An 18,642-nucleotide genomic window follows, 5' to 3' on the forward strand; every position below is an offset into this window, starting at 1 on the left:
TGCAGGGCAGCAGGCCGCACAGGGAAGCAGGGCCGGGGGACGCCATACTTTTTTATCTACACCCGTACAAATAGGTGTTGCGAAAAACGCTTGCGGTACTGTTCACGGCTCCTTGTGCCGCCAGAAGCGTAACAAGTTGCATTCCTGCAACGGTTCGTGTATAGTATTATGAGAATAACGGGCTGCCGGAAACGGATTTTCATACGGACGCGGTACCGGCACGCTGGAGATAAATTAATTCACGTAATGGTTCAGACAAGCCTGAATGGTTACCATTTTATAACAAGAGAGAGAATGGAGCAATTATATGTGGAAAGCGGAAAACTGGAAAGATTACGAAGTACTGGATACCGGGAACGGAGAGAAGCTGGAACGCTGGGGAGAATATATCCTGGTACGGCCGGATCCCCAGGTAATATGGGACAGCCCCCGCAAGGCGCCGGGCTGGAAGAAGAGGAACGGCCATTACCATCGGAGCAGCAAGGGCGGAGGGGAGTGGGAATTCTTTGATCTCCCGGAGGAATGGAGCATCCATTACGAAGGGCTCACCTTCCGGCTGAAACCCTTCAGCTTCAAGCACACGGGGCTTTTTCCGGAACAGGCAGTGAACTGGGACTGGTTCTCCGGCATCATTCGTAATTCACAACGGCCTCTTAAGGTACTGAATCTGTTCGCTTATACCGGAGGCGCCACTTTGAGTGCCGCCAAAGCCGGAGCCAGCGTCACACATGTGGATGCCTCCAAGGGCATGGTTTCCTGGGCAAAAGAGAATGCTGCCGCATCCGGCCTGTCCGACGCCCCGATACGCTGGCTGGTGGATGACTGTGTAAAATTCGTGGAACGGGAAATCCGCCGGGGCAATACCTATGACGGCATTATTATGGATCCGCCTTCTTATGGAAGAGGCCCCAAGGGGGAAATCTGGAAAATAGAAGAAAGCATCTTTCCCTTTGTCAAACTGTGCAGCCAGCTGCTCTCCAAAGACGCCCGCTTTTTCCTGATTAATTCCTACACCACGGGCCTGCAGCCCGCAGTGCTGTCATATATGCTGCAGCTGACCATCACGCCTGTCCTTGGCGGACATGTGGAAGCCGGCGAAATCGGCCTTCCGGTTGCCGAAAACGGTCTGGTCCTTCCCTGCGGGGCATCCGGACGCTGGAGCAAAGATAGTATTTAACTCAATCCTGATATAATACCTGCCAATACCACCATATAAAATACAAAAGCAATTACCATCACAATGGCGGACCAAATCAAAGCTGCTTTACAAAAATTAGCCTTGCTGCGGTTTTCCGTGCTGCTGAAGCCCCAGACAAACAGCATGACTATCCCCACACAGGGAATAGATAAAACCAGCAGCGTTACGATCCATTCTGCTATTTTCATTGGCTCTTCCGGGCCTTCCGGACGGATGGGCGCTCCCTGGTAAGGGCTTTCCGGAAAATACCCCTGAAAACCTGGCCGGGTATTCATCTGCCGGCCGCTGTTTCCACCGGGATACGGATTCCCGTTCGGGACAGGTTCCCTGTATGTATTGGGATTGCCGTACGGATTTCCCTGTGCGCCCTGATTTCCCTGGTAATACGGGCCGTTATAAGCGTTCTGTCCGTTGGGATAGGGCGTGGTCTGTCCATAGGCATTGGAATTCCCGTACCCGCTGTTTCCTGCCCCATATCCCTGCCTGGCATCCGGGTACCCGTTTCCCTGGTATCCATTTCCTGTGTTCCCGCCGGCGGATGCGTTTCCCTGATAGTTCCTGCCGGGATATGCGGCGTTCCCGTAATCCGCCCCCATCTGCTGCCTTGCTGCACCCGGATCCGGCTGTGTCCCTCCCATCTGCCTGTTTCCCATCTGTGCATTTTCCGGTTGTGAAGCCCTAAAATCCTCAGCCTGCGGTACCTTATCGGACTCTGCCGCGTGTGTATCCGCAGTCTCAGACACGCTTTCCGGCGCGGCCGCCTCCGTATCCGCAGTCCCCGATACGCTATCCGGCCGGATAACGTCCTGCTGCTGCCCGTCTGCCGCACTCTCCTGGTGCACGTCTTCCGTCACCGGCTCCCCGTTCTGCTGTTGTGTGTCATCTATGGAACCAAACCAATCTCTGTCGCTCATGCAAACCTCCTGTCACCGCATTCGATCCTTCTGCTGCTATCTTTTTGTTATCCTCTGTCACTGTCCAGTACCTGTACCGCCATGTACATAAAGATTACGGTCACCCCATAAAAGGCGATGTCCTGCCGAACAGTTACTGTTATTCTATCATATGCCGAACAGCCGCCGCAATAAGTCATTATAAAAGGGGAATAACCGGTTCAGCATATTATCCCGTTTAAACGTCATAGGCGGGTATCCCGGAAACTCCGAAGCCATCCGGAACAAATACACCACAATCATTACCGCCGCGATCACCGCCATCCCCTTCACTGCTCCTTTCACCGGCATGCCTCTTATATAGCGCCGGTAAATAAACCAAAGAGCAAAGAAAACCCACAAAAATGCACAGGGATTCAGATGCCACGCCCTGGCAAACTGCCCTGTCAAAATACATAAGATGGCTCTCGTAATCCCGCAGCCCGGGCAGGGAAATCCGGTGAGAATAAGCAAGGGGCAAAAAGCATGGAAAACCGTGCGCACCACCAGATAATAGACCAGGAATGCTGCCGCCGCCCACTTATACTGTTTTATATCCTTCCCTATCCGGTGCAGAATCAGATGCATACAATCTCCTTAATAAAAAAATCCCTGCCGCTTATGATCTTCATATTCCGGCTGCCGCAGGACGGGCAGACCCCGCCGCATACCGTGGCATGGAACTGTGTCCCGCAGTCCAGGCAGCGGCCGTTTGCAGGAAGGATTTCAATTTCCAGATCCGTATGCTCCAGCATACTTCCTTCCACTGCGGCAGAATATACCTTTTTCATATATTCCGGTATTACGGATGAAATCTCCCCAATCTGCAAAACCAGTGTTTCTATGGTATCCACCTGGTTTTCCACGGCAAACTTCTCAACGGTTTTCACGATTTCCATCAAAATTCCCAGTTCATGCAAGGCGTTTTACTCCTTCCATTCCCGTACCTGCTCTCTGAGCCAGCCGGCCCATTCTTCCATTCCCTCTCCGGTTTTGGCACAGACAGGGATAATCTTTATATCCGGGTTGATTTTTCTGGCTCTTTCCATACAGGCTTCCATATCGAATTCAAAATATGGAAGGACATCCGTTTTATTGATCAAAAGCACATCCGATACGGAAAACATCAGGGGGTATTTCAGAGGCTTGTCATCCCCTTCGGGTACGCTCAGAATCATGGCATTTTTAGAAGCCCCGGTGTCAAATTCCGCCGGGCATACCAGATTTCCCACATTTTCCAGAACCGCCAGATCGATTCCTTCCGTCTCCAGCGCATCCAGACCCTGTTTTGTCATCCCCGCATCCAGATGGCACATTCCGCCTGTATGAAGCTGAATTACCTTTACCCCTGTTTCTGATATGGCGGCGGCATCCACATCCGAATCAATATCGGCTTCCATAATACCGATTTTCATTTCCTCCTTTAATAAGGCAATGGTCCTTTTCAGAGTGGTAGTCTTCCCCGATCCGGGAGATGACATCAGATTCAGCAGAAAGGTTTTGTGTGCCTTTAATTCCTTCCGCAGCGCTTCCGCTTCCCTGTCGTTATCTTCAAACACACTTTTTTTGATTTCCAGTATCTTTATTTCCTTCATATCTTTCTCCTTTACCTGTAAATGCATGATTTCCGCTTATATAAAAGTAACACTCTGTCCTGTCAAAGTCAACGGACACGAAAATTTAACCTGAAGAAAAGACGTTACGGTTCACTCCGTACTGTGCAGTAAATGCACAGTTCTGAGTAAACCGTAACGAAAAGACTTCCAAAATCGGAGCGGAAAACAAACGCCGCCCGGCGGGCGGCGTATAATCCTGCTTTATTCGTATTCCACAAACTCGGAATATTCCTTCCAGATATTACAGATCCAGGTCTTGCCCTGGTTGAAAATAATTTCGTTTCCTTCTTCATCATAGAACTTGGCCGGAACCCCGTCGCCTTCCATCCGGGACCAGGTACCCTTTATCACTTTACCGTTGGTGAAAACAAGGGCATCCCCTTCACCATGGACGCCGAAGGCCAGATAATCCTTCGCATCCCTCACCTCACCATGACAATACTGGAACACCACATTAGACACGGCAAGCTGTTCGTTGTTCATCTCGTCTATCTGCTTCTTTCCGTCCTGGAAGCGGTAATACAGGTTATCCTCTTCGTTATATTCAAAATATGGATTATAGGAGCCATAGCCGCCTGCATTGCTCTTGGTTCCGCCGGGACGGATTATAACGGCGTCCTTTGCATCCTCATATTCCGCCCTGTTTCCCTCCGCAGCAAAGGTAAACTGGGGAACAAAATCATCGTCATATTCCCATTCGTAACCCAGGCGGTCGGCGGCTTCCATCACGCCGTCAATGAACAGATAGCCGGTAAATTCCCTGGCATAACCGGGTCGTGCAATCCGCCCGAAGGCTTCATCCGCAGGGTTATGGATCCCTTCCACGCCGGCACTGATATTCTGCACCGTATCCCGGTTAATCAGTTCCTCCACATAGGGTATGGCCAGCCCCCAGTTACAGTAAATCGCCTGATAGCCCATAGCTGTATAAATATAATAATCCCGGCTGCTTCTTACAGGACCGATATGATCCAGATCATCAAAATCCTCAAAAACAGCCATAAGACGGGTAATTCGTCCTTCCACAGGAGCTTCATAGATGATACTTGCCTGAGAAATGGCATACTGCGGCATTGCCTGGGCATTGTTGGGTATCATAACCGCCAAAGGCCTTCTGACAACCACCTCTTCCTTTTTCCATTCCCCGGTGAGATAACTCTGCATCTTACCATCTACCACTTTACGCTCTTCAATTATCTGAAGGCCCGCTTCCTCACTCTCCGTTTCTGTTTCACTTTCCGTTTCCTGTGCCTGCGTGGAAGCTGCCGTCGTTTCTTCTACCATCGTTTCCTGCTTTTTGCCGCAGGAAGTCAGCGCCAATGCCATAACCATAATAGATGCAAGCGCCCATACTGTTTTTTTCCGTTTCATCATTCGTTTTCCTTTTTTCGACTAAAAACCTGATTTCAGTAACTGAAGCTATTATATAATAGGCAGTTCCCTTTTGTCCATGTCAAAGAAAGGAATTTTTGCAGACCGGCTACAATTTCCGTAACAGTTCAGACGCGCTGTGAATGGTAACCAGCCTGCCTTACCTCACCTGGGCCTTACTGTAAATACGATATATAAGGGGCCATATCAGCATGGTCAGCACCGAATAAACCACAAGCAGGATTCCAGCCGCCCCCACTATTTTTCCGGCTATATGGTAGAGATTAAAGTATACCACGGACATATTCATCTGCAATAACTGATCCGGCATCAGCCCGATTATTTTATTCACAAGGGAAAACCGGATTCCGCTGAAAAATGAAGGGATAAAAATCAGGATAAACGGAACCATTACCGCAACCACAGCCGATTTACATGCTGCGGATACCAGCATGGTGAGGAACAGCATAAACACACATCCCACATATCCTCCTGCGAACACAAGCACACCTTCCTGCCAATAGGTAATATTGCAGAAGCTTTTCCAGCCGCCGCTGCCGGTCTGGATATAACAGCCAGCCCCGTCCGTTCCCAGCACCCCCAGGACAATTCCCATGTAGAGAAATACCATAATCCAGTAGATCGCCGTTATCAGTAAAAAACCAGCCTTTATTTTGGCGGATACCGCCTTTCCTCTTCCATGGTACGCTGTGAAAAAAACAGCATTGGCTTTATATTGATACTCGCACGAAAAAATGGTAGCTGCAAGGAAACCCAGTATCAGAACCAGAATCATGAGAAGCGTGGGGGCATATAAAAAAAGCTGCTTCCAGCCGTCGGCATAATCATAATACAAAGGGACTTCCATTTCCCCGTATTTTTCCACCAAAAATTCTTTTTCTTCCTCCGAAAACTGTTCTTTCCCTTCCTTATCCAGCTAGTCCTTCAGGTGCTTTGTCCTGTTCATGTAAAACAGAGGGGCATCCTCCGGCACAAGGGAATCCGGCAGATAATAGTCATAGTCCCTGAATTCTCCATAACTATATACCAAAAGCATACGGATATCAGAAAACCCCTGTTTCCAGCCATATGCAATATTATTTTTCCGGATATCCGCAGAACGGGATTCCTCCGTTTGGTTTATAGCGGTATTTGCTTCAATGACCTGCCTGATTTTTTCCTCTGTAAGCAGTCCCGTCCATTCCTTTTTCCTTTCCCGCAGCTTTTCTGCCGCCGCGATTCCATGTTCCGTCTCCCCATTTTCATTCACATAATCTACGCCGGATATGGCAAAGAAGCAAACGAGGAACAAAAGGCAAGCCAGGCATATGACAGCTATTTTATTACTTGTTTTTGATAAAATTTTCTTAAGCTCATAATAAACCATCATCCTCACCGCCTTTTTCTCCAAAATAATATAAAAATACATCTTCCAGTGTAATTTCTTCCTGCCTGGCATCCGGACAGGGCTTTTCACGGGATAACATTCGCAGTTCCACACCGCCGGTAATTGTCTTCCTATTTGCAACCTTATAATCCTTTGCCCAGTCCTGCGCTTCCCTTAGGGAGGTTCTGCAGCTGTAGACCTTATCGGGTACGGACGCCACAATCTTTTCCGGGCTTCCGGAGAGGACAATGCGGCCATCCCCCATCAGCAGTATCTCATTGGCAATATACTCGACATCCGAAACGATATGGGTGGAAAGAAGGACCAGCCTGTCCTGGGACAGTCCGCTGAGTAAATTCCGGAACCGGATTCTTTCATTGGGATCCAGACCGGCTGTAGGCTCATCCAGAATCAGGATATCGGGGTCGTTCAGCATCGCCTGGGCGATTCCCGCTCTCCTCTTCATACCGCCGGACAGCTTTTTCATTTTTTTATGGGCCGCCTTTGACAGTCCTACCCGCTGCAGCAATTCGGTCACCCTTTTTTTAGCTGACACCTGGCGCAGTCCTTTAATAGATGCCACATACATCAGATATTCCTGCACGGTAAAATCCGGATAGAAACCAAACTCCTGAGGCAGATAACCCAGCCGTTTTCTGTATTCTTTATCCATCACAAAGATATCCTCCCCGTCACAGGTTATTCTCCCTGCGGTTGGCTTCAGCAGGGTACACAGCATTCTCATAAGCGTGGTTTTTCCGGCACCATTCACTCCCAGAAGCCCATAAACACCGTTATGCATACGACAGCTGACCTGATCTACCGCCTTAAAGCCGCCAAACTCCCTGGTAACTCCTTCTATCTTCAATTCCATAAGGCCTTCCCCTCCTGATAATTCCCGCAGCTTCTGCGTATCCTTTCCACCGCAGCTGCCATGTAACAAACGGTTCCCACCAGCACAAGCCCCCATACGGGCCTGCTTATGACACTGTATATTTTTTCGTCAAGCACTATTAAAATCCACAGTGCAATCCACAGCAGGGATAAAACAACCGCTATATATTCCGTCCCGCAGCTTCTGCTGCACAAAACGGAGAAGCATATACAGCAGGTCACATTAAAAGGCAGGAAAAACTGGATCAGCATCTCCCACGCTGTCATCCTGACCGTAGCAGAAACCGCAACAAAAAATATGCTCAGGAAAAAAACATCCACCATTCCGAAAAGCAGCAGCCTTGCCGAATAAATCTGGCGCAGCGAATAAAAGGCCGCCCCCTCTACCTCCATGGAGCCGCTGCTCCGGTTTTTCCACAATTCAGGAATAACCAGAATAACAAAAGCGGGTGCCAGAACTCCCATACTCCTCTGCACATAATAATTCCCCTCCGCCATATACAGGATCCACCATAACAAACATAGCGTTAAAAACTGGAAAAGCCACCATCGTTTACGGATATACGCTGCCTGCCGGAATAAAAATTCCAGATAAGCAGCCGGCTGCTCCCGGCTGCTTTGGTAAAATGCCTTTTCCGCCAGGCGGATTGTCTGTTCCAGTCTTTCCTCCTCCGGATGGATATCCATTTTTTCTATGTACTCTTTCAGCAATCCGTCTATTTTTTTCTTTTCTCGTGTCATTCCGCCATATCCTCCTTTCCCAAAAGACCGCCCAATTGCAGCTTTGCCTGCTTCAGCCTGTACTTTACAAGCGGAAGCCCTATATTCAAAATCTCTGCGATTTCCCGCTGCTTCCGTTCCTGAAAAAAATACAAAATAAGTACATCCCTGGACTCCTGAGACAGCCCCGCAAGAGCCTTTTCCATATCCAGCCTGGTATTGACAGGATCCATCTGGTAATTTCCTGCGTCCGGCACTTCCCTTAAAGGGATGTCCGCCCTTTTTTTATACAAATCCCTGCAAAGGTTTCCGGCAATGGTATACAGATAATTCAGTGCCTTTCCACGATGCCGATAGACAGGAAGGGCCGCAAAAAATTTTTCAAAAGTCTCCTGCGCCATATCTTCTGCAAAGCTTTTATCAGCTATATGGTAATGACAATAACGCAGTATCTGCGGATAATACCTGCGTACGAAGCTTTCCATAGCTGCTTCATCACCGTTCTTCATTTTATTGATCAGAAGAAAGTCCTTATCCATGGGCCTCTCCTTTCGATTTTATCCGGGGTCGGATGCCTGACGGGCTGCCGGAAGGTAGTATATCTACTAAGTATAACGATTGGGGAAGAGAAAAAGATAGTTTTTTCCCGTTTTATTTATAAAACAAAAAACAGCCCCATTGCTCAGGGACTGCGGATTGAAAGGCAAAGGACGGGCAGAAGAGGTTAAACAAATAAAATGGCTCTCCGATTTCTCGGAGAGCCTCATAATATCTGGTTATTACTGATTACTCAATAATTGTGGCAACACGGCCTGATCCTACTGTACGTCCGCCTTCACGGATAGCGAAAGTAAGACCCTGCTCCATAGCGATAGGATGAATCAGTTCGATGGTCATCTCTACGTTATCACCAGGCATACACATTTCTACACCTTCAGGAAGGTCACATACACCAGTTACGTCAGTTGTTCTGAAGTAGAACTGAGGTCTGTAGTTGTTGAAGAAAGGAGTATGACGTCCACCTTCATCTTTGGTCAGAACGTAAACCTGAGCGGTAAATTTCTTGTGGCATTTAACGCTGCCGGGTTTTGCAAGAACCTGTCCTCTTTCGATTTCAGTTCTCTGAACACCACGAAGCAGAGCACCGATGTTATCACCAGCCTGCGCTTCATCCAGCATCTTACGGAACATTTCGATACCGGTAACAACCGTTTTCTTGGTCTCTTCTTTGATACCAACGATTTCAACTTCTTCATTCAGGTGAAGGGTACCACGCTCTACTCTACCGGTAGCAACAGTACCACGGCCTGTGATGGTGAATACGTCTTCTACAGGCATCAGGAAAGGCTTGTCTGTGTCACGCTGAGGATCAGGAATATACTCATCAACAGCAGCCATCAGCTCAAGGATCTTGTTGCCCCATTCGCTCTGAGGATCTTCCAGAGCTTTCAGAGCGGAACCCTGGATAATCGGAGTGTCATCTCCGGGGAATTCATACTCGTTCAGCAGGTCTCTGATTTCCATTTCAACCAGCTCAAGCAGTTCCGGATCGTCTACCATGTCACATTTGTTCATGAATACTACGATATAAGGAACGCCTACCTGACGGGACAGCAGGATGTGTTCTTTGGTCTGAGCCATAACACCATCGGTAGCTGCAACAACCAGGATAGCACCATCCATCTGAGCTGCACCAGTGATCATGTTCTTTACATAGTCAGCATGGCCGGGGCAGTCAACGTGTGCGTAATGTCTGTTCTCTGTTTCATACTCAACGTGAGCTGTGGAAATGGTGATACCACGTTCTCTTTCTTCCGGAGCCTTGTCGATCATATCGAAAGCTACAGCTTCACCGGTTCCAAGTCTTGTATTCAGAGTCTTGGTAATAGCTGCTGTCAGAGTAGTTTTACCATGGTCAACGTGGCCGATGGTACCAATGTTACAATGCGGCTTGTTTCTTTCAAATTTAGCTTTAGCCATTTTTGATAATCCTCCTTAAAATCAATAGATATAAATTGTTTCTTTTTCTAATCGGCTACTTCTGATTATATTAGATACTGCCGATATTTTCAAGCTTTATTTCGCCTTTGCTGCCAGTACTTTCTCCTGTACGTTCTTCGGTACCTGCTCATATTTTTCAAAGAACATGGAATAGTTACCGCGGCCCTGTGTCTTGGAACGCAGGTCGGTGGAATAACCGAACATCTCAGCAAGCGGAACATATGCCCTTACCAGCTTGCCTCCGCCGATGTCATCCATACCTTCGATACGTCCGCGGCGGGAGTTGATATCACCGATAACATCACCCATATAATCTTCCGGCATAGTAACCTCTACCTTCATGATAGGCTCAATCAGTACCGGGTTAGCCTTAGACATGGCATCTTTGAATGCCAGGGATCCGGCAATGTGGAATGCCATTTCGGAAGAGTCGACTTCATGGTAAGATCCGTCGTATACCGTAGCGTGAACACCCAATACAGGGAATCCGCCGAGGATACCGGCCTTGGAAGCTTCTTCAATACCTTCGCCGACAGCAGGGATATATTCCTTGGGAATAGAACCGCCCACAACTGCAGTATCGAATTTGAATGTCTCTTCACCGTTGGGATCCATAGGCTCGAACTTAACCTTACAGTGTCCATACTGTCCACGTCCACCGGACTGTTTTGCGTACTTGCTGTCCACATCAACAGGCTTGGTGAAGGTTTCCTTATAAGCAACCTGAGGGGCACCAACGTTGGCTTCCACTTTGAATTCACGAAGAAGTCTGTCAACGATGATTTCCAGATGAAGCTCACCCATACCTGCAATGATTGTCTGGCCGGTTTCCTGATCCGTATGGGCACGGAAAGTAGGATCTTCTTCTGCCAGTTTGGAAAGCGCCTCGCCCAGCTTGCCCTGTCCAGCCTTGGTTTTAGGCTCGATAGCCAGCTCGATAACCGGTTCAGGGAATTCCATGGATTCCAGAATTACCGGATGCTGGTCATCACAGATGGTGTCACCTGTTGTGGTGAACTTAAATCCAACTGCTGCAGCGATATCGCCGGAATAAACCTTATCCAGCTCCTGCCTCTTGTTTGCATGCATCTGCAGGATACGTCCAACACGTTCCTTTTTATCTTTGGTCGCATTCAGCACGTAGGAACCGGAATTCATTGTTCCTGAGTACACACGGAAGAATGCAAGCTTTCCAACAAACGGGTCAGCCATAATCTTGAACGCCAGAGCGGAGAAGGGTTCCTCATCGGAGGAATGTCTTTCCACTTCATTTCCATCCAGGTCCATACCCTTAATAGAAGGGATGTCCGTAGGAGAAGGCATGAATTCAAGCACCGCATCCAGAAGCTTCTGAACACCCTTATTCCTGTACGCAGAACCGCAGCAAACCGGAACAGCGGTACATTCACATGTCGCTTTTCTCAGAACTGCTTTCAGCTGCTCAACAGAGGGTTCTTCCTCTTCCAGATACATCATCATCAATTCTTCATCAAGTTCACAGATTTTCTCGATGAGTTCCGCACGATACAGTTCCGCATCATCCTTCATATCCCCAAGATCTTCTGTTACCGTAATATCTTCACCCTTATCATCATTAAAGATGTAGGCTTTCATTTCAAACAGGTCGATGATTCCTTTGAATTCATCTTCCTTGCCGATAGGCAGCTGCAGGATGATGGCGTTCTTGCCAAGTCTGGTCCTGATCTGATCTACGGCGCCGTAAAAGTTTGCACCAAGGATGTCCATCTTGTTAATGAAGGCCATTCTGGGTACGTTGTAGGTGTCTGCCTGACGCCACACGTTTTCTGACTGAGGCTCAACGCCGCCTTTTGCACAGAATACGCCGACAGCGCCATCCAGTACACGCAGAGAACGCTCTACTTCCACTGTGAAGTCAACGTGGCCGGGAGTATCGATAATATTGATACGGTACTCAGGCTCATTGGGATCAACCTTACATTCGAAATGCTTGGTCCAGTGGCATGTGGTAGCAGCTGATGTGATGGTGATACCTCTTTCCTGTTCCTGCTCCATCCAGTCCATGGTAGCAGTACCTTCGTGAGTATCCCCGATCTTATAGTTAACACCGGTGTAGTACAGAATACGCTCTGTCAGAGTAGTCTTACCTGCATCGATGTGAGCCATAATACCAATGTTTCTGGTTCTCTCTAGTGGATATTCTCTTCCAGCCAAAGGTTTTTCCTCCTTAATTTTGTATCCCGGGCCTAAGCCGCAAGGACGCTCTCACCCGGATTAGAATCTGTAGTGAGAGAACGCCTTGTTGGCTTCTGCCATTTTGTGCATATCTTCTTTTCTCTTAACTGCGGAGCCGGTGTTATTAGCTGCGTCAAGAATTTCGTTTGCCAGTCTTTCTTCCATGGTCTTCTCGCCTCTCTTGCGGGAGAAGGTTACAAGCCATCTCAAGCCAAGCGCCTGACGTCTGTCAGTCCTTACTTCGATCGGCACCTGATAGGTGGCACCACCGATACGTCTTGCCTTTACTTCGAGAACAGGCATGATATTGTTCATCGCTTCCTCGAAAACTTCAAGAGCCGGCTTTCCAGCCTTTTCTTCAACTCTGCCAAACGCACCATATACAATTTTCTGTGCAACACCCTTCTTACCATCCAGCATAATGTTGTTGATAAGCTTGGTGACTACCTTGTCGTTGTATAAGGGGTCTGCCAGTACGTCTCTTTTCTGAATATGTCCTTTACGTGGCACGGTTCTTCCCTCCTTAATTATAATCTGCAATTAAATCATCGGTACTCACATGTGTCTGATACTAACAATACACTTAATGTGTATTACACCCAATGTGTTCGTGCGGTCTATCTGTTCGCTTAAAAAGTGAAAATCAGAATCCCAACACTGAATTAGTTCGCTCTGTGGTACATGGAAAATAAGAAATTATTTTCCTGCCTTAGGTCTCTTAGCACCGTATTTGGAACGGGCCTGACGTCTGTTCGCAACGCCTGCGGTATCCAGTGTACCTCTGATGATGTGGTATCTGGTACCGGGAAGGTCCTTAACACGGCCGCCTCTGATCAGAACAACGCTGTGTTCCTGCAGATTGTGTCCTTCTCCGGGAATGTAGCTTGTAACTTCGATTCCGTTGGAAAGACGAACTCTGGCGATCTTTCTAAGAGCTGAGTTAGGTTTCTTAGGAGTAGCTGTTTTAACAGCGGTGCAGACACCTCTCTTCTGAGGAGCGGAAGCATCCGTAGCTTTCTTGTGAAGGGAGTTGTACCCTTTCTGGAGAGCCGGTGCGGTAGACTTCTTTACCGATGTCTGACGTCCTTTTCTGACTAACTGGTTAAATGTTGGCATTCTTTTTCACCTCCTGCGGTATAGGTTAATGTGTCGTTAAACGCATGCATAAGAAAAAAATGCACCCAAATGCACGCTAGAATAGTATACGTGCTTGTGGATGCATTTGTCAATACATTTTCTTTAAAATAAGTGTAAAATAATGGCAGACAGCTGTGTTTTCCTTCTTCTTATGTAAAAAGGCGCTTCAGATGCTCCTCCGCTTCCTTCACAGAGCTCTCCACCTTCCCCCTTACTTTGTCCACACAGCCTTCCCCCTGGCCGGTCACAAATCCCGATACCGGCACCTCCGGCATCTCTTCCTGCACCTTTCTCATCCTTCTCTCCAGCGTCTCCCATTCTTCCTCGTAGCCTTTCAGGAATTTATGGGCTTCCCTGGTATGGGCCGCCTGCTGCCTGCACAGATTTATAGCCTCCCCGATACAGACCGACGCCCGTTTCAAAAGGACCTCCCGCTCGATTGACTGGGCCTGAATAGCTGCCAGCTCTTTATTTTTTGCCGACAGGATCTCCTGGAGAGATGTTATCTGCCGTTTGGCGGATTCTATCTCGTACATGAGATTATCTATTTCTTCCCTGCCGGTTCCTGTTTCCCGTAAAGTTGTATCGCTGTTCACCATTTTTGCTTCCCTCGTACAGATAACGTTTTCCATTTTCCATTTTACCACATCTTCAGGGGATTGCACAGCTAACGTCCATACATTCTGATTTCCTCATACATTTTCCAATTCGTCAAATGCATCCTGGCTAACCGGATAATAATAATAGAAGCCCGTGGCATAATTGCAGCCGATACTTTTAAGATACTCTGCCTGCTCTCTGTTTTCCACTCCCATACATATCACCTTCAGTCCCAGCTCCCCGCAGAAATCCATAACGCTTTGTATGACCTTTTGTCCCTCCGGCTTATTAACATGGCGTATAAGATCATGGCGAAGCTTTATACTGTCCACTCCGCACTCCAGATATTCAAAAAAAACGCTGTCCAGTTCAAGCCCCGCAAGACAAATATGGAATCCGAACCGGCGCAGCGTTTTAATCGTCTCCATAAAAATATGGGAACGGCTCATCTCAACCAGCTGATTCAGCTGAACAACAATCTGATCCCGGTCAATCCCATATTGGGACGCCGTTGCATCCAGTTCCCGGGAGAACTGTTCATCTCCAACATTCTCTATGGTAAAGTTGAACAGAAGCTGCAGACGCCGGCCCTGGTCCGCTTCCATTTTCAGGAAACGGCAGCCCTGCCGGAAGATATCCATATTCATTTTTCCCGTCAGTTGCTTTCTCTTAATCACATCCAGAAAATCCCCGGGCTGCAGCAGCCCTCTCCCCGGATTCTGCCACCGCACGAGCGCTTCCGCTCCCATAATCTTTCCGGTGCGCATCTCAACTACCGGCTGCAGATACATGATAAATTCCTGATGCATCAAACCATGAATCGCCTCATGTTCCATGGCATAGCCTGTAACGGTTTCTTTTTCCACCATTTCATCATACACAGCGTACTCCATATAATGGTTGCGGGAAAACTCCGCTGCTATTTCGGCCCTCTGAATGGTCTTTAAAGGCTCTGTTTCCAGACCGGACATACGGTATATCCCTGTATGCGGTTCCAGAAAATACCGCTTCTGCCGGCTCTTCATAGCTTCCGTTATAGCCTCGTAAATATCCCTGACTCTTTTTTTTATGCTGTCAACACTTGTATACCGCAAGAAAAACACATAGTAAAATTGATTGAATCTCGTCATGGCCTCGGCCCCGTCCTCCAGCATGGGGACGCAAATGTCACGGATAAGCTGAAGCACCTTTTCAGATTCCGGATAGCCATAAATATGGCTGATCGTGTCAAGCCCGGCATCCAGAAACAGGATGGCATAATGTTCTCTGTTGCCATCCGTAATACATTCTTCAAATTTCTTTTTCCAGGCCGTGAAATTATCCCCGCCTGTCAGTTCATCCTGAAAAGCAAGCTTTACCACCTGTCTGCGTTTTTTTATGAGATACCATACCAATAGCAAAATGGAAAGCAATAAAAGCAGGATGGAGATCCAGGCGATAACGGCGGGGCCATCTTCGCCCTGATAAGCCTCCTCTGCATACTGCACCAGCAGGCTTTCCGTTTGTTCCTCATTCACCTTGCGCAACGCAGTTTCCAATGCTTCTTCTGCCGTCTTTCGCATACTTTCGGTATAAGCAAGGCAGATGCTGGTTATATCTTCTCCATTCTGGTACGAGATTATGGTCTCTCCCTTACGTAATCCAGCTGCTTCCAGTTCCTCATCAGTAAGCCCCAGGGTCCAGATCGCATCCACCTGCTTCTTTTCCGCCAGTTCCAGCCGGTTATCGTCTCCGGAGCCTTCCACATACCTGATTTCCATAGCTGCCTGTTCGGCGGCGGCCTCCAATAAGTCGGGCAGAATACCCTGATAGGCGTCTTTTTGGGTATCATAGAACTCAAAGGGCCAGGAATCCGGCATTCCTCCCACATAGATTTCTTCGTCTCTTCCCCATACCGTCTGAAAGGGCATAAGCAGCCATACAGCTGCAAATACAGCAGCGGCAGCAATCCCCTTCCTGATATTATCTTTTTTACGTTTTCCCCTCATTATTTCTCTTCCACTTTCTGTTCTGCCGTCTGGTTCAGCTGTATTTTATGGCGCTGTATCTGCCCCCACACATTTTTCTTTTTCCGATATCCGATAAATGCTGTCATTCTCGTAAAAGCCTGTATGAAACGGAAAAACACGCTTTCTGCGATACACAGGTATATAGACTTAAGCACATCCATAAAAGACAACCGGATATTCTGTGTATATATCCTGGCAAAAAAAGCCGTAATAGTCAGTACCGCACCGTAAAGGGCATATATGAGAAAAAACAGGATCATAAAAGGTACATTAATCAGATTTACCGCATATGCCAGGATGATGGTCACAAGTCCGAATAACTCGATAAACGGGGATAACAGCTCATATACAAAATAATAGAAATAAGATACATAGCCAACCACTCCATATTCCGGGGAGAAAAACATGTTCCGGTGTTTTTTCAGACACTGGAACAATCCAAGATACCACCGCCGCCGCTGTTTTTTCAAATCCCGTATGGTAGACGGGCACTGGCTCCAGCAAATTGCATCAGGAACATAACGGATACTATAAGGAATTTTGTTAATACGGCAGAAAGAATGCAGCTTGACTACCAGTTCCATATCCTCACCCATGGTGCCCGTATCATATCCTTTTACAGCCGTTACCATATCCTTGCGGAATAACCCGAATGCTCCTGATATAATCAGGTTTCCATTGAATTTATCCATAAATACCCGGGAGGCCATAAAGGATCGATCGTACTCCAGAATCTGCATCCCCACAATTGGACTCCAGGGCATATGGTAATCCACAAGCTCTCCCTGTTTGAGCACGGCACAGTTTGAGATACGGACAAGTCCCCCCACCGCTATAATGGTATCGTCCTGAAGAACAGGCTTTACAATTTCCTTTAAAGAATCCCTTTGCAGGACACTGTCTGCGTCCATACAGATGAAATAAGGGTATCTGGACGCATTAATTCCTACATTGAGGGCATCGGCTTTTCCTCCATTCTCTTTCCGCACAAGCGTGAGTTCTATTCCGTTCACCACAGCTTCATAAACACTGCTTACTTTTTTTGCGGGAATCTGGCAGTTGATCGGCCGATTCACTTCTCTCAGCGGAAAGGCATCAAGCAGGACCTGTGTGGTGTTATCCTTGGAACCATCGTCAACCACAACAATTTCATACAGCTTATAGTCCATCATCAGAAGAGATTTCACGGTATCTGCCACCGTAATTTCTTCATTATATGCAGGCACTACTATCGTAACCGGCACGTAATAATCATGGGATATTTCATTATGGTATTTCTTCTTTTTCTTTTCTTTATATAAATCCAGGGAACCATATATGACCGAAAGCATAAGAAAAGTGGAATAACCGAGCAGATAAATTACAAACATGACACCAACACAGCTGTAAAAAAGCTTAACTGCATCAAACATATCGTATCCCCTCTTCCCTGTCCTTCTGCCGGATTTCATCCTTTTCCAGAACGTAATTCAAAATTTCCCTGGCATAGCGATCTCTGCCGTTATAGATATCAAAGAGCTGCGGCTTCGACAGTCCAAGCCCTGCAATAAGTGCTTCGGCACAATTAAGACGCACATACCAGTTTGATGCACGCAGCCCCTCTTTCAGGCAGATTACCGTGTCCTCTCCGGGATAGGAGGAAAGGGCAGATGCCGCCATGGCAGCAAATTCCCAATCCACATATTCCTGATAACGTACATAATTCTGAAGGATCTCCCTTACCGGTTCATATGGATACCTCCGGAAATAACGGATCGCTTCCAGCTGTATTTCCTTATCCTCATTCGCCCCATCCAGAAGCGTAAGAAACGCAGACTGGAATTCTCCTGTAAAAAAACGGATAAACTGCATAACCGGAAGTACAAGCGCCGTCGCAAACTCCTTCCGGTGCCCAAAAAGCAATCCCGCAAGTTCCCTTTTATCTCCGCAAAAGCTTAAAAGGCCGTCTGCCAGCAGCTTCCTGCTATGATATCGCTCATTATCATCCAGCTTTCTCCATGCGGCAAGAACTGCTTCCGTGTTACCGATGGAATAAAAAGCCCTCAACGCATTCTCCCGTACACTTACATCCTTGCTGATGACCATTTCCATGAGAAAATCCATCAGGCCATCAAAGCTCTTTCTCCCGCAGTCTATTCCCAAAATCCCCACCAGGTAAGCAAAATATGCCTGTTCTATCATATCCCGTTTCCGGTAAACTTCCGTCAGTTCCAAAAAAACACCACGCATATGCTGCAGATACCTTGCCGCATATGCCTCCGGCTCCCGCTTCTTCACCTCCAGCACAGAATCCTCGAAAGCCGACAGATTTTCCACCTTTCTCAAATCTCTGCCCATTCTCCGGAAATGTGCGGCATCCGGTTCCTTTTCTTCCTTCAGCAGTCCTATCTGTTCCGTTATTTTATCCACATATGACAAGCTTCTTCTGATAAATTTTTTCCCATTGTGCCTGTCAGCAAAAATATATAGAATATTGAAAATCAATACGGAAATACAGCTTGCCATATAGATATAAAGAATGACCTCTGGCTTAAATGAAAGCACATGCATATGCTTCCTCCTT

The 18,642-nt window shown here is 47.5% G+C and carries 19 protein-coding genes; 1 reads left to right on the plus strand and 18 read right to left on the minus strand.

Features of this window, described 5'->3' with window-relative positions:
- Window positions 1-307 precede the first annotated feature (307 nt).
- On the plus strand, window positions 308-1,177 hold the full coding sequence (locus DXA36_RS23830; RefSeq protein WP_118681934.1) for a class I SAM-dependent methyltransferase: 870 nt from the start codon (window positions 308-310) through the stop codon (window positions 1,175-1,177).
- Here DXA36_RS23830 and DXA36_RS33360 read toward each other — a convergent pair.
- The 18 genes from DXA36_RS33360 to DXA36_RS23915 all read right to left on the minus strand — a co-directional run bounded on the left by DXA36_RS33360 (window position 1,174) and on the right by DXA36_RS23915 (window position 18,629).
- On the minus strand, window positions 1,174-2,112 hold the full coding sequence (locus DXA36_RS33360; protein ID WP_207666376.1) for a hypothetical protein: 939 nt from the start codon (window positions 2,110-2,112) through the stop codon (window positions 1,174-1,176). The two genes, DXA36_RS23830 and DXA36_RS33360, sit on opposite strands and share 4 nt — an antisense overlap.
- Window positions 2,113-2,259: 147 nt before the next feature.
- On the minus strand, window positions 2,260-2,718 hold the full coding sequence (locus DXA36_RS23840) for a DUF2752 domain-containing protein (protein WP_118681935.1): 459 nt from the start codon (window positions 2,716-2,718) through the stop codon (window positions 2,260-2,262).
- Window positions 2,709-3,050, minus strand: coding sequence for a hydrogenase maturation nickel metallochaperone HypA (locus DXA36_RS23845; protein WP_118681936.1), 342 nt, complete (start codon window positions 3,048-3,050; stop codon window positions 2,709-2,711). The genes DXA36_RS23840 and DXA36_RS23845 overlap by 10 nt, the downstream gene beginning before the upstream one ends.
- A gap of 6 nt (window positions 3,051-3,056) precedes the next feature.
- On the minus strand, window positions 3,057-3,725 hold the full coding sequence (gene hypB / locus DXA36_RS23850; RefSeq protein WP_118681988.1) for a hydrogenase nickel incorporation protein HypB: 669 nt from the start codon (window positions 3,723-3,725) through the stop codon (window positions 3,057-3,059).
- 222 nt (window positions 3,726-3,947) lie between these two features.
- Window positions 3,948-5,120, minus strand: a complete 1,173-nt coding sequence (locus DXA36_RS23855) for a DUF3048 domain-containing protein (RefSeq protein WP_118681937.1) — start codon at window positions 5,118-5,120, stop codon at window positions 3,948-3,950.
- 157 nt (window positions 5,121-5,277) lie between these two features.
- On the minus strand, window positions 5,278-6,006 hold the full coding sequence (locus DXA36_RS33635) for a hypothetical protein (protein WP_243114728.1): 729 nt from the start codon (window positions 6,004-6,006) through the stop codon (window positions 5,278-5,280).
- A gap of 48 nt (window positions 6,007-6,054) precedes the next feature.
- Window positions 6,055-6,507, minus strand: a complete 453-nt coding sequence (locus tag DXA36_RS33640) for a hypothetical protein (protein ID WP_243114729.1) — start codon at window positions 6,505-6,507, stop codon at window positions 6,055-6,057.
- Window positions 6,491-7,378: an ABC transporter ATP-binding protein gene (locus DXA36_RS23865; RefSeq protein WP_118681938.1), complete on the minus strand. Its 888-nt coding sequence runs from the start codon at window positions 7,376-7,378 to the stop codon at window positions 6,491-6,493. Before DXA36_RS23865 ends, DXA36_RS33640 begins: the two co-directional genes overlap by 17 nt.
- Window positions 7,369-8,139: a hypothetical protein gene (locus tag DXA36_RS23870; protein WP_118681939.1), complete on the minus strand. Its 771-nt coding sequence runs from the start codon at window positions 8,137-8,139 to the stop codon at window positions 7,369-7,371. Before DXA36_RS23870 ends, DXA36_RS23865 begins: the two co-directional genes overlap by 10 nt.
- A complete protein-coding gene (locus DXA36_RS23875) occupies window positions 8,136-8,657 on the minus strand; it encodes an RNA polymerase sigma factor (RefSeq protein WP_118681940.1) in 522 nt (173 codons plus the stop codon). The genes DXA36_RS23870 and DXA36_RS23875 overlap by 4 nt, the downstream gene beginning before the upstream one ends.
- Window positions 8,658-8,904: 247 nt before the next feature.
- Window positions 8,905-10,098 carry an elongation factor Tu gene (gene tuf, locus DXA36_RS23880; RefSeq protein WP_118681941.1) on the minus strand — a complete coding sequence of 398 codons (1,194 nt, stop codon included), beginning with the start codon at window positions 10,096-10,098 and terminating at the stop codon, window positions 8,905-8,907.
- A 96-nt stretch (window positions 10,099-10,194) separates the two neighbouring features.
- Window positions 10,195-12,312: an elongation factor G gene (fusA, locus tag DXA36_RS23885; protein WP_118681942.1), complete on the minus strand. Its 2,118-nt coding sequence runs from the start codon at window positions 12,310-12,312 to the stop codon at window positions 10,195-10,197.
- Between the two features lie 60 nt (window positions 12,313-12,372).
- The gene (gene rpsG / locus DXA36_RS23890) at window positions 12,373-12,843 is read right to left on the minus strand and encodes a 30S ribosomal protein S7 (protein WP_009256157.1); all 471 of its coding nucleotides are present in this window, start codon (window positions 12,841-12,843) and stop codon (window positions 12,373-12,375) included.
- A 186-nt stretch (window positions 12,844-13,029) separates the two neighbouring features.
- Window positions 13,030-13,449, minus strand: a complete 420-nt coding sequence (rpsL, locus tag DXA36_RS23895) for a 30S ribosomal protein S12 (protein ID WP_009256158.1) — start codon at window positions 13,447-13,449, stop codon at window positions 13,030-13,032.
- A 170-nt stretch (window positions 13,450-13,619) separates the two neighbouring features.
- Window positions 13,620-14,069 (minus strand): hypothetical protein, encoded by a 450-nt coding sequence (locus tag DXA36_RS23900; protein WP_147366642.1) that lies wholly within the window; start codon window positions 14,067-14,069, stop codon window positions 13,620-13,622.
- Between the two features lie 93 nt (window positions 14,070-14,162).
- Entirely contained in the window at window positions 14,163-16,058 is a 1,896-nt protein-coding gene (locus tag DXA36_RS23905; RefSeq protein ID WP_118681944.1) for an EAL domain-containing protein, read from the minus strand.
- The gene (locus tag DXA36_RS23910; RefSeq protein WP_118681945.1) at window positions 16,058-17,491 is read right to left on the minus strand and encodes a glycosyltransferase family 2 protein; all 1,434 of its coding nucleotides are present in this window, start codon (window positions 17,489-17,491) and stop codon (window positions 16,058-16,060) included. The genes DXA36_RS23905 and DXA36_RS23910 overlap by 1 nt, the downstream gene beginning before the upstream one ends.
- Complete coding sequence (locus DXA36_RS23915; protein WP_118681946.1) at window positions 17,484-18,629, minus strand: hypothetical protein; 1,146 nt, start codon at window positions 18,627-18,629, stop codon at window positions 17,484-17,486. The genes DXA36_RS23910 and DXA36_RS23915 overlap by 8 nt, the downstream gene beginning before the upstream one ends.
- Between the last annotated feature and the right edge of the window lie 13 nt (window positions 18,630-18,642).

Source organism: Eisenbergiella sp. OF01-20, assembly GCF_003478085.1.
In the GTDB taxonomy this organism is placed as follows: Bacteria; Bacillota; Clostridia; order Lachnospirales; family Lachnospiraceae; genus Eisenbergiella.

What these genes read in the sequence shown, in the direction of transcription:
- DXA36_RS23830 (WP_118681934.1), top strand. Translation starts at nt 308, where the DNA reads ATGTGGAAAGCGGAAAACTGGAAAGATTACGAAGTACTGGATACCGGG.
- DXA36_RS33360 (WP_207666376.1), bottom strand. Translation starts at nt 2,112, where the DNA reads ATGAGCGACAGAGATTGGTTTGGTTCCATAGATGACACACAACAGCAG.
- DXA36_RS23840 (WP_118681935.1), bottom strand. Translation starts at nt 2,718, where the DNA reads ATGCATCTGATTCTGCACCGGATAGGGAAGGATATAAAACAGTATAAG.
- hypB (WP_118681988.1), bottom strand. Translation starts at nt 3,725, where the DNA reads ATGAAGGAAATAAAGATACTGGAAATCAAAAAAAGTGTGTTTGAAGAT.
- DXA36_RS23855 (WP_118681937.1), bottom strand. Translation starts at nt 5,120, where the DNA reads ATGATGAAACGGAAAAAAACAGTATGGGCGCTTGCATCTATTATGGTT.
- DXA36_RS33640 (WP_243114729.1), bottom strand. Translation starts at nt 6,507, where the DNA reads ATGATGGTTTATTATGAGCTTAAGAAAATTTTATCAAAAACAAGTAAT.
- DXA36_RS23865 (WP_118681938.1), bottom strand. Translation starts at nt 7,378, where the DNA reads ATGGAATTGAAGATAGAAGGAGTTACCAGGGAGTTTGGCGGCTTTAAG.
- DXA36_RS23870 (WP_118681939.1), bottom strand. Translation starts at nt 8,139, where the DNA reads ATGACACGAGAAAAGAAAAAAATAGACGGATTGCTGAAAGAGTACATA.
- DXA36_RS23875 (WP_118681940.1), bottom strand. Translation starts at nt 8,657, where the DNA reads ATGGATAAGGACTTTCTTCTGATCAATAAAATGAAGAACGGTGATGAA.
- tuf (WP_118681941.1), bottom strand. Translation starts at nt 10,098, where the DNA reads ATGGCTAAAGCTAAATTTGAAAGAAACAAGCCGCATTGTAACATTGGT.
- rpsL (WP_009256158.1), bottom strand. Translation starts at nt 13,449, where the DNA reads ATGCCAACATTTAACCAGTTAGTCAGAAAAGGACGTCAGACATCGGTA.
- DXA36_RS23900 (WP_147366642.1), bottom strand. Translation starts at nt 14,069, where the DNA reads ATGGTGAACAGCGATACAACTTTACGGGAAACAGGAACCGGCAGGGAA.
- DXA36_RS23905 (WP_118681944.1), bottom strand. Translation starts at nt 16,058, where the DNA reads ATGAGGGGAAAACGTAAAAAAGATAATATCAGGAAGGGGATTGCTGCC.
- DXA36_RS23910 (WP_118681945.1), bottom strand. Translation starts at nt 17,491, where the DNA reads ATGTTTGATGCAGTTAAGCTTTTTTACAGCTGTGTTGGTGTCATGTTT.
- DXA36_RS23915 (WP_118681946.1), bottom strand. Translation starts at nt 18,629, where the DNA reads ATGCATGTGCTTTCATTTAAGCCAGAGGTCATTCTTTATATCTATATG.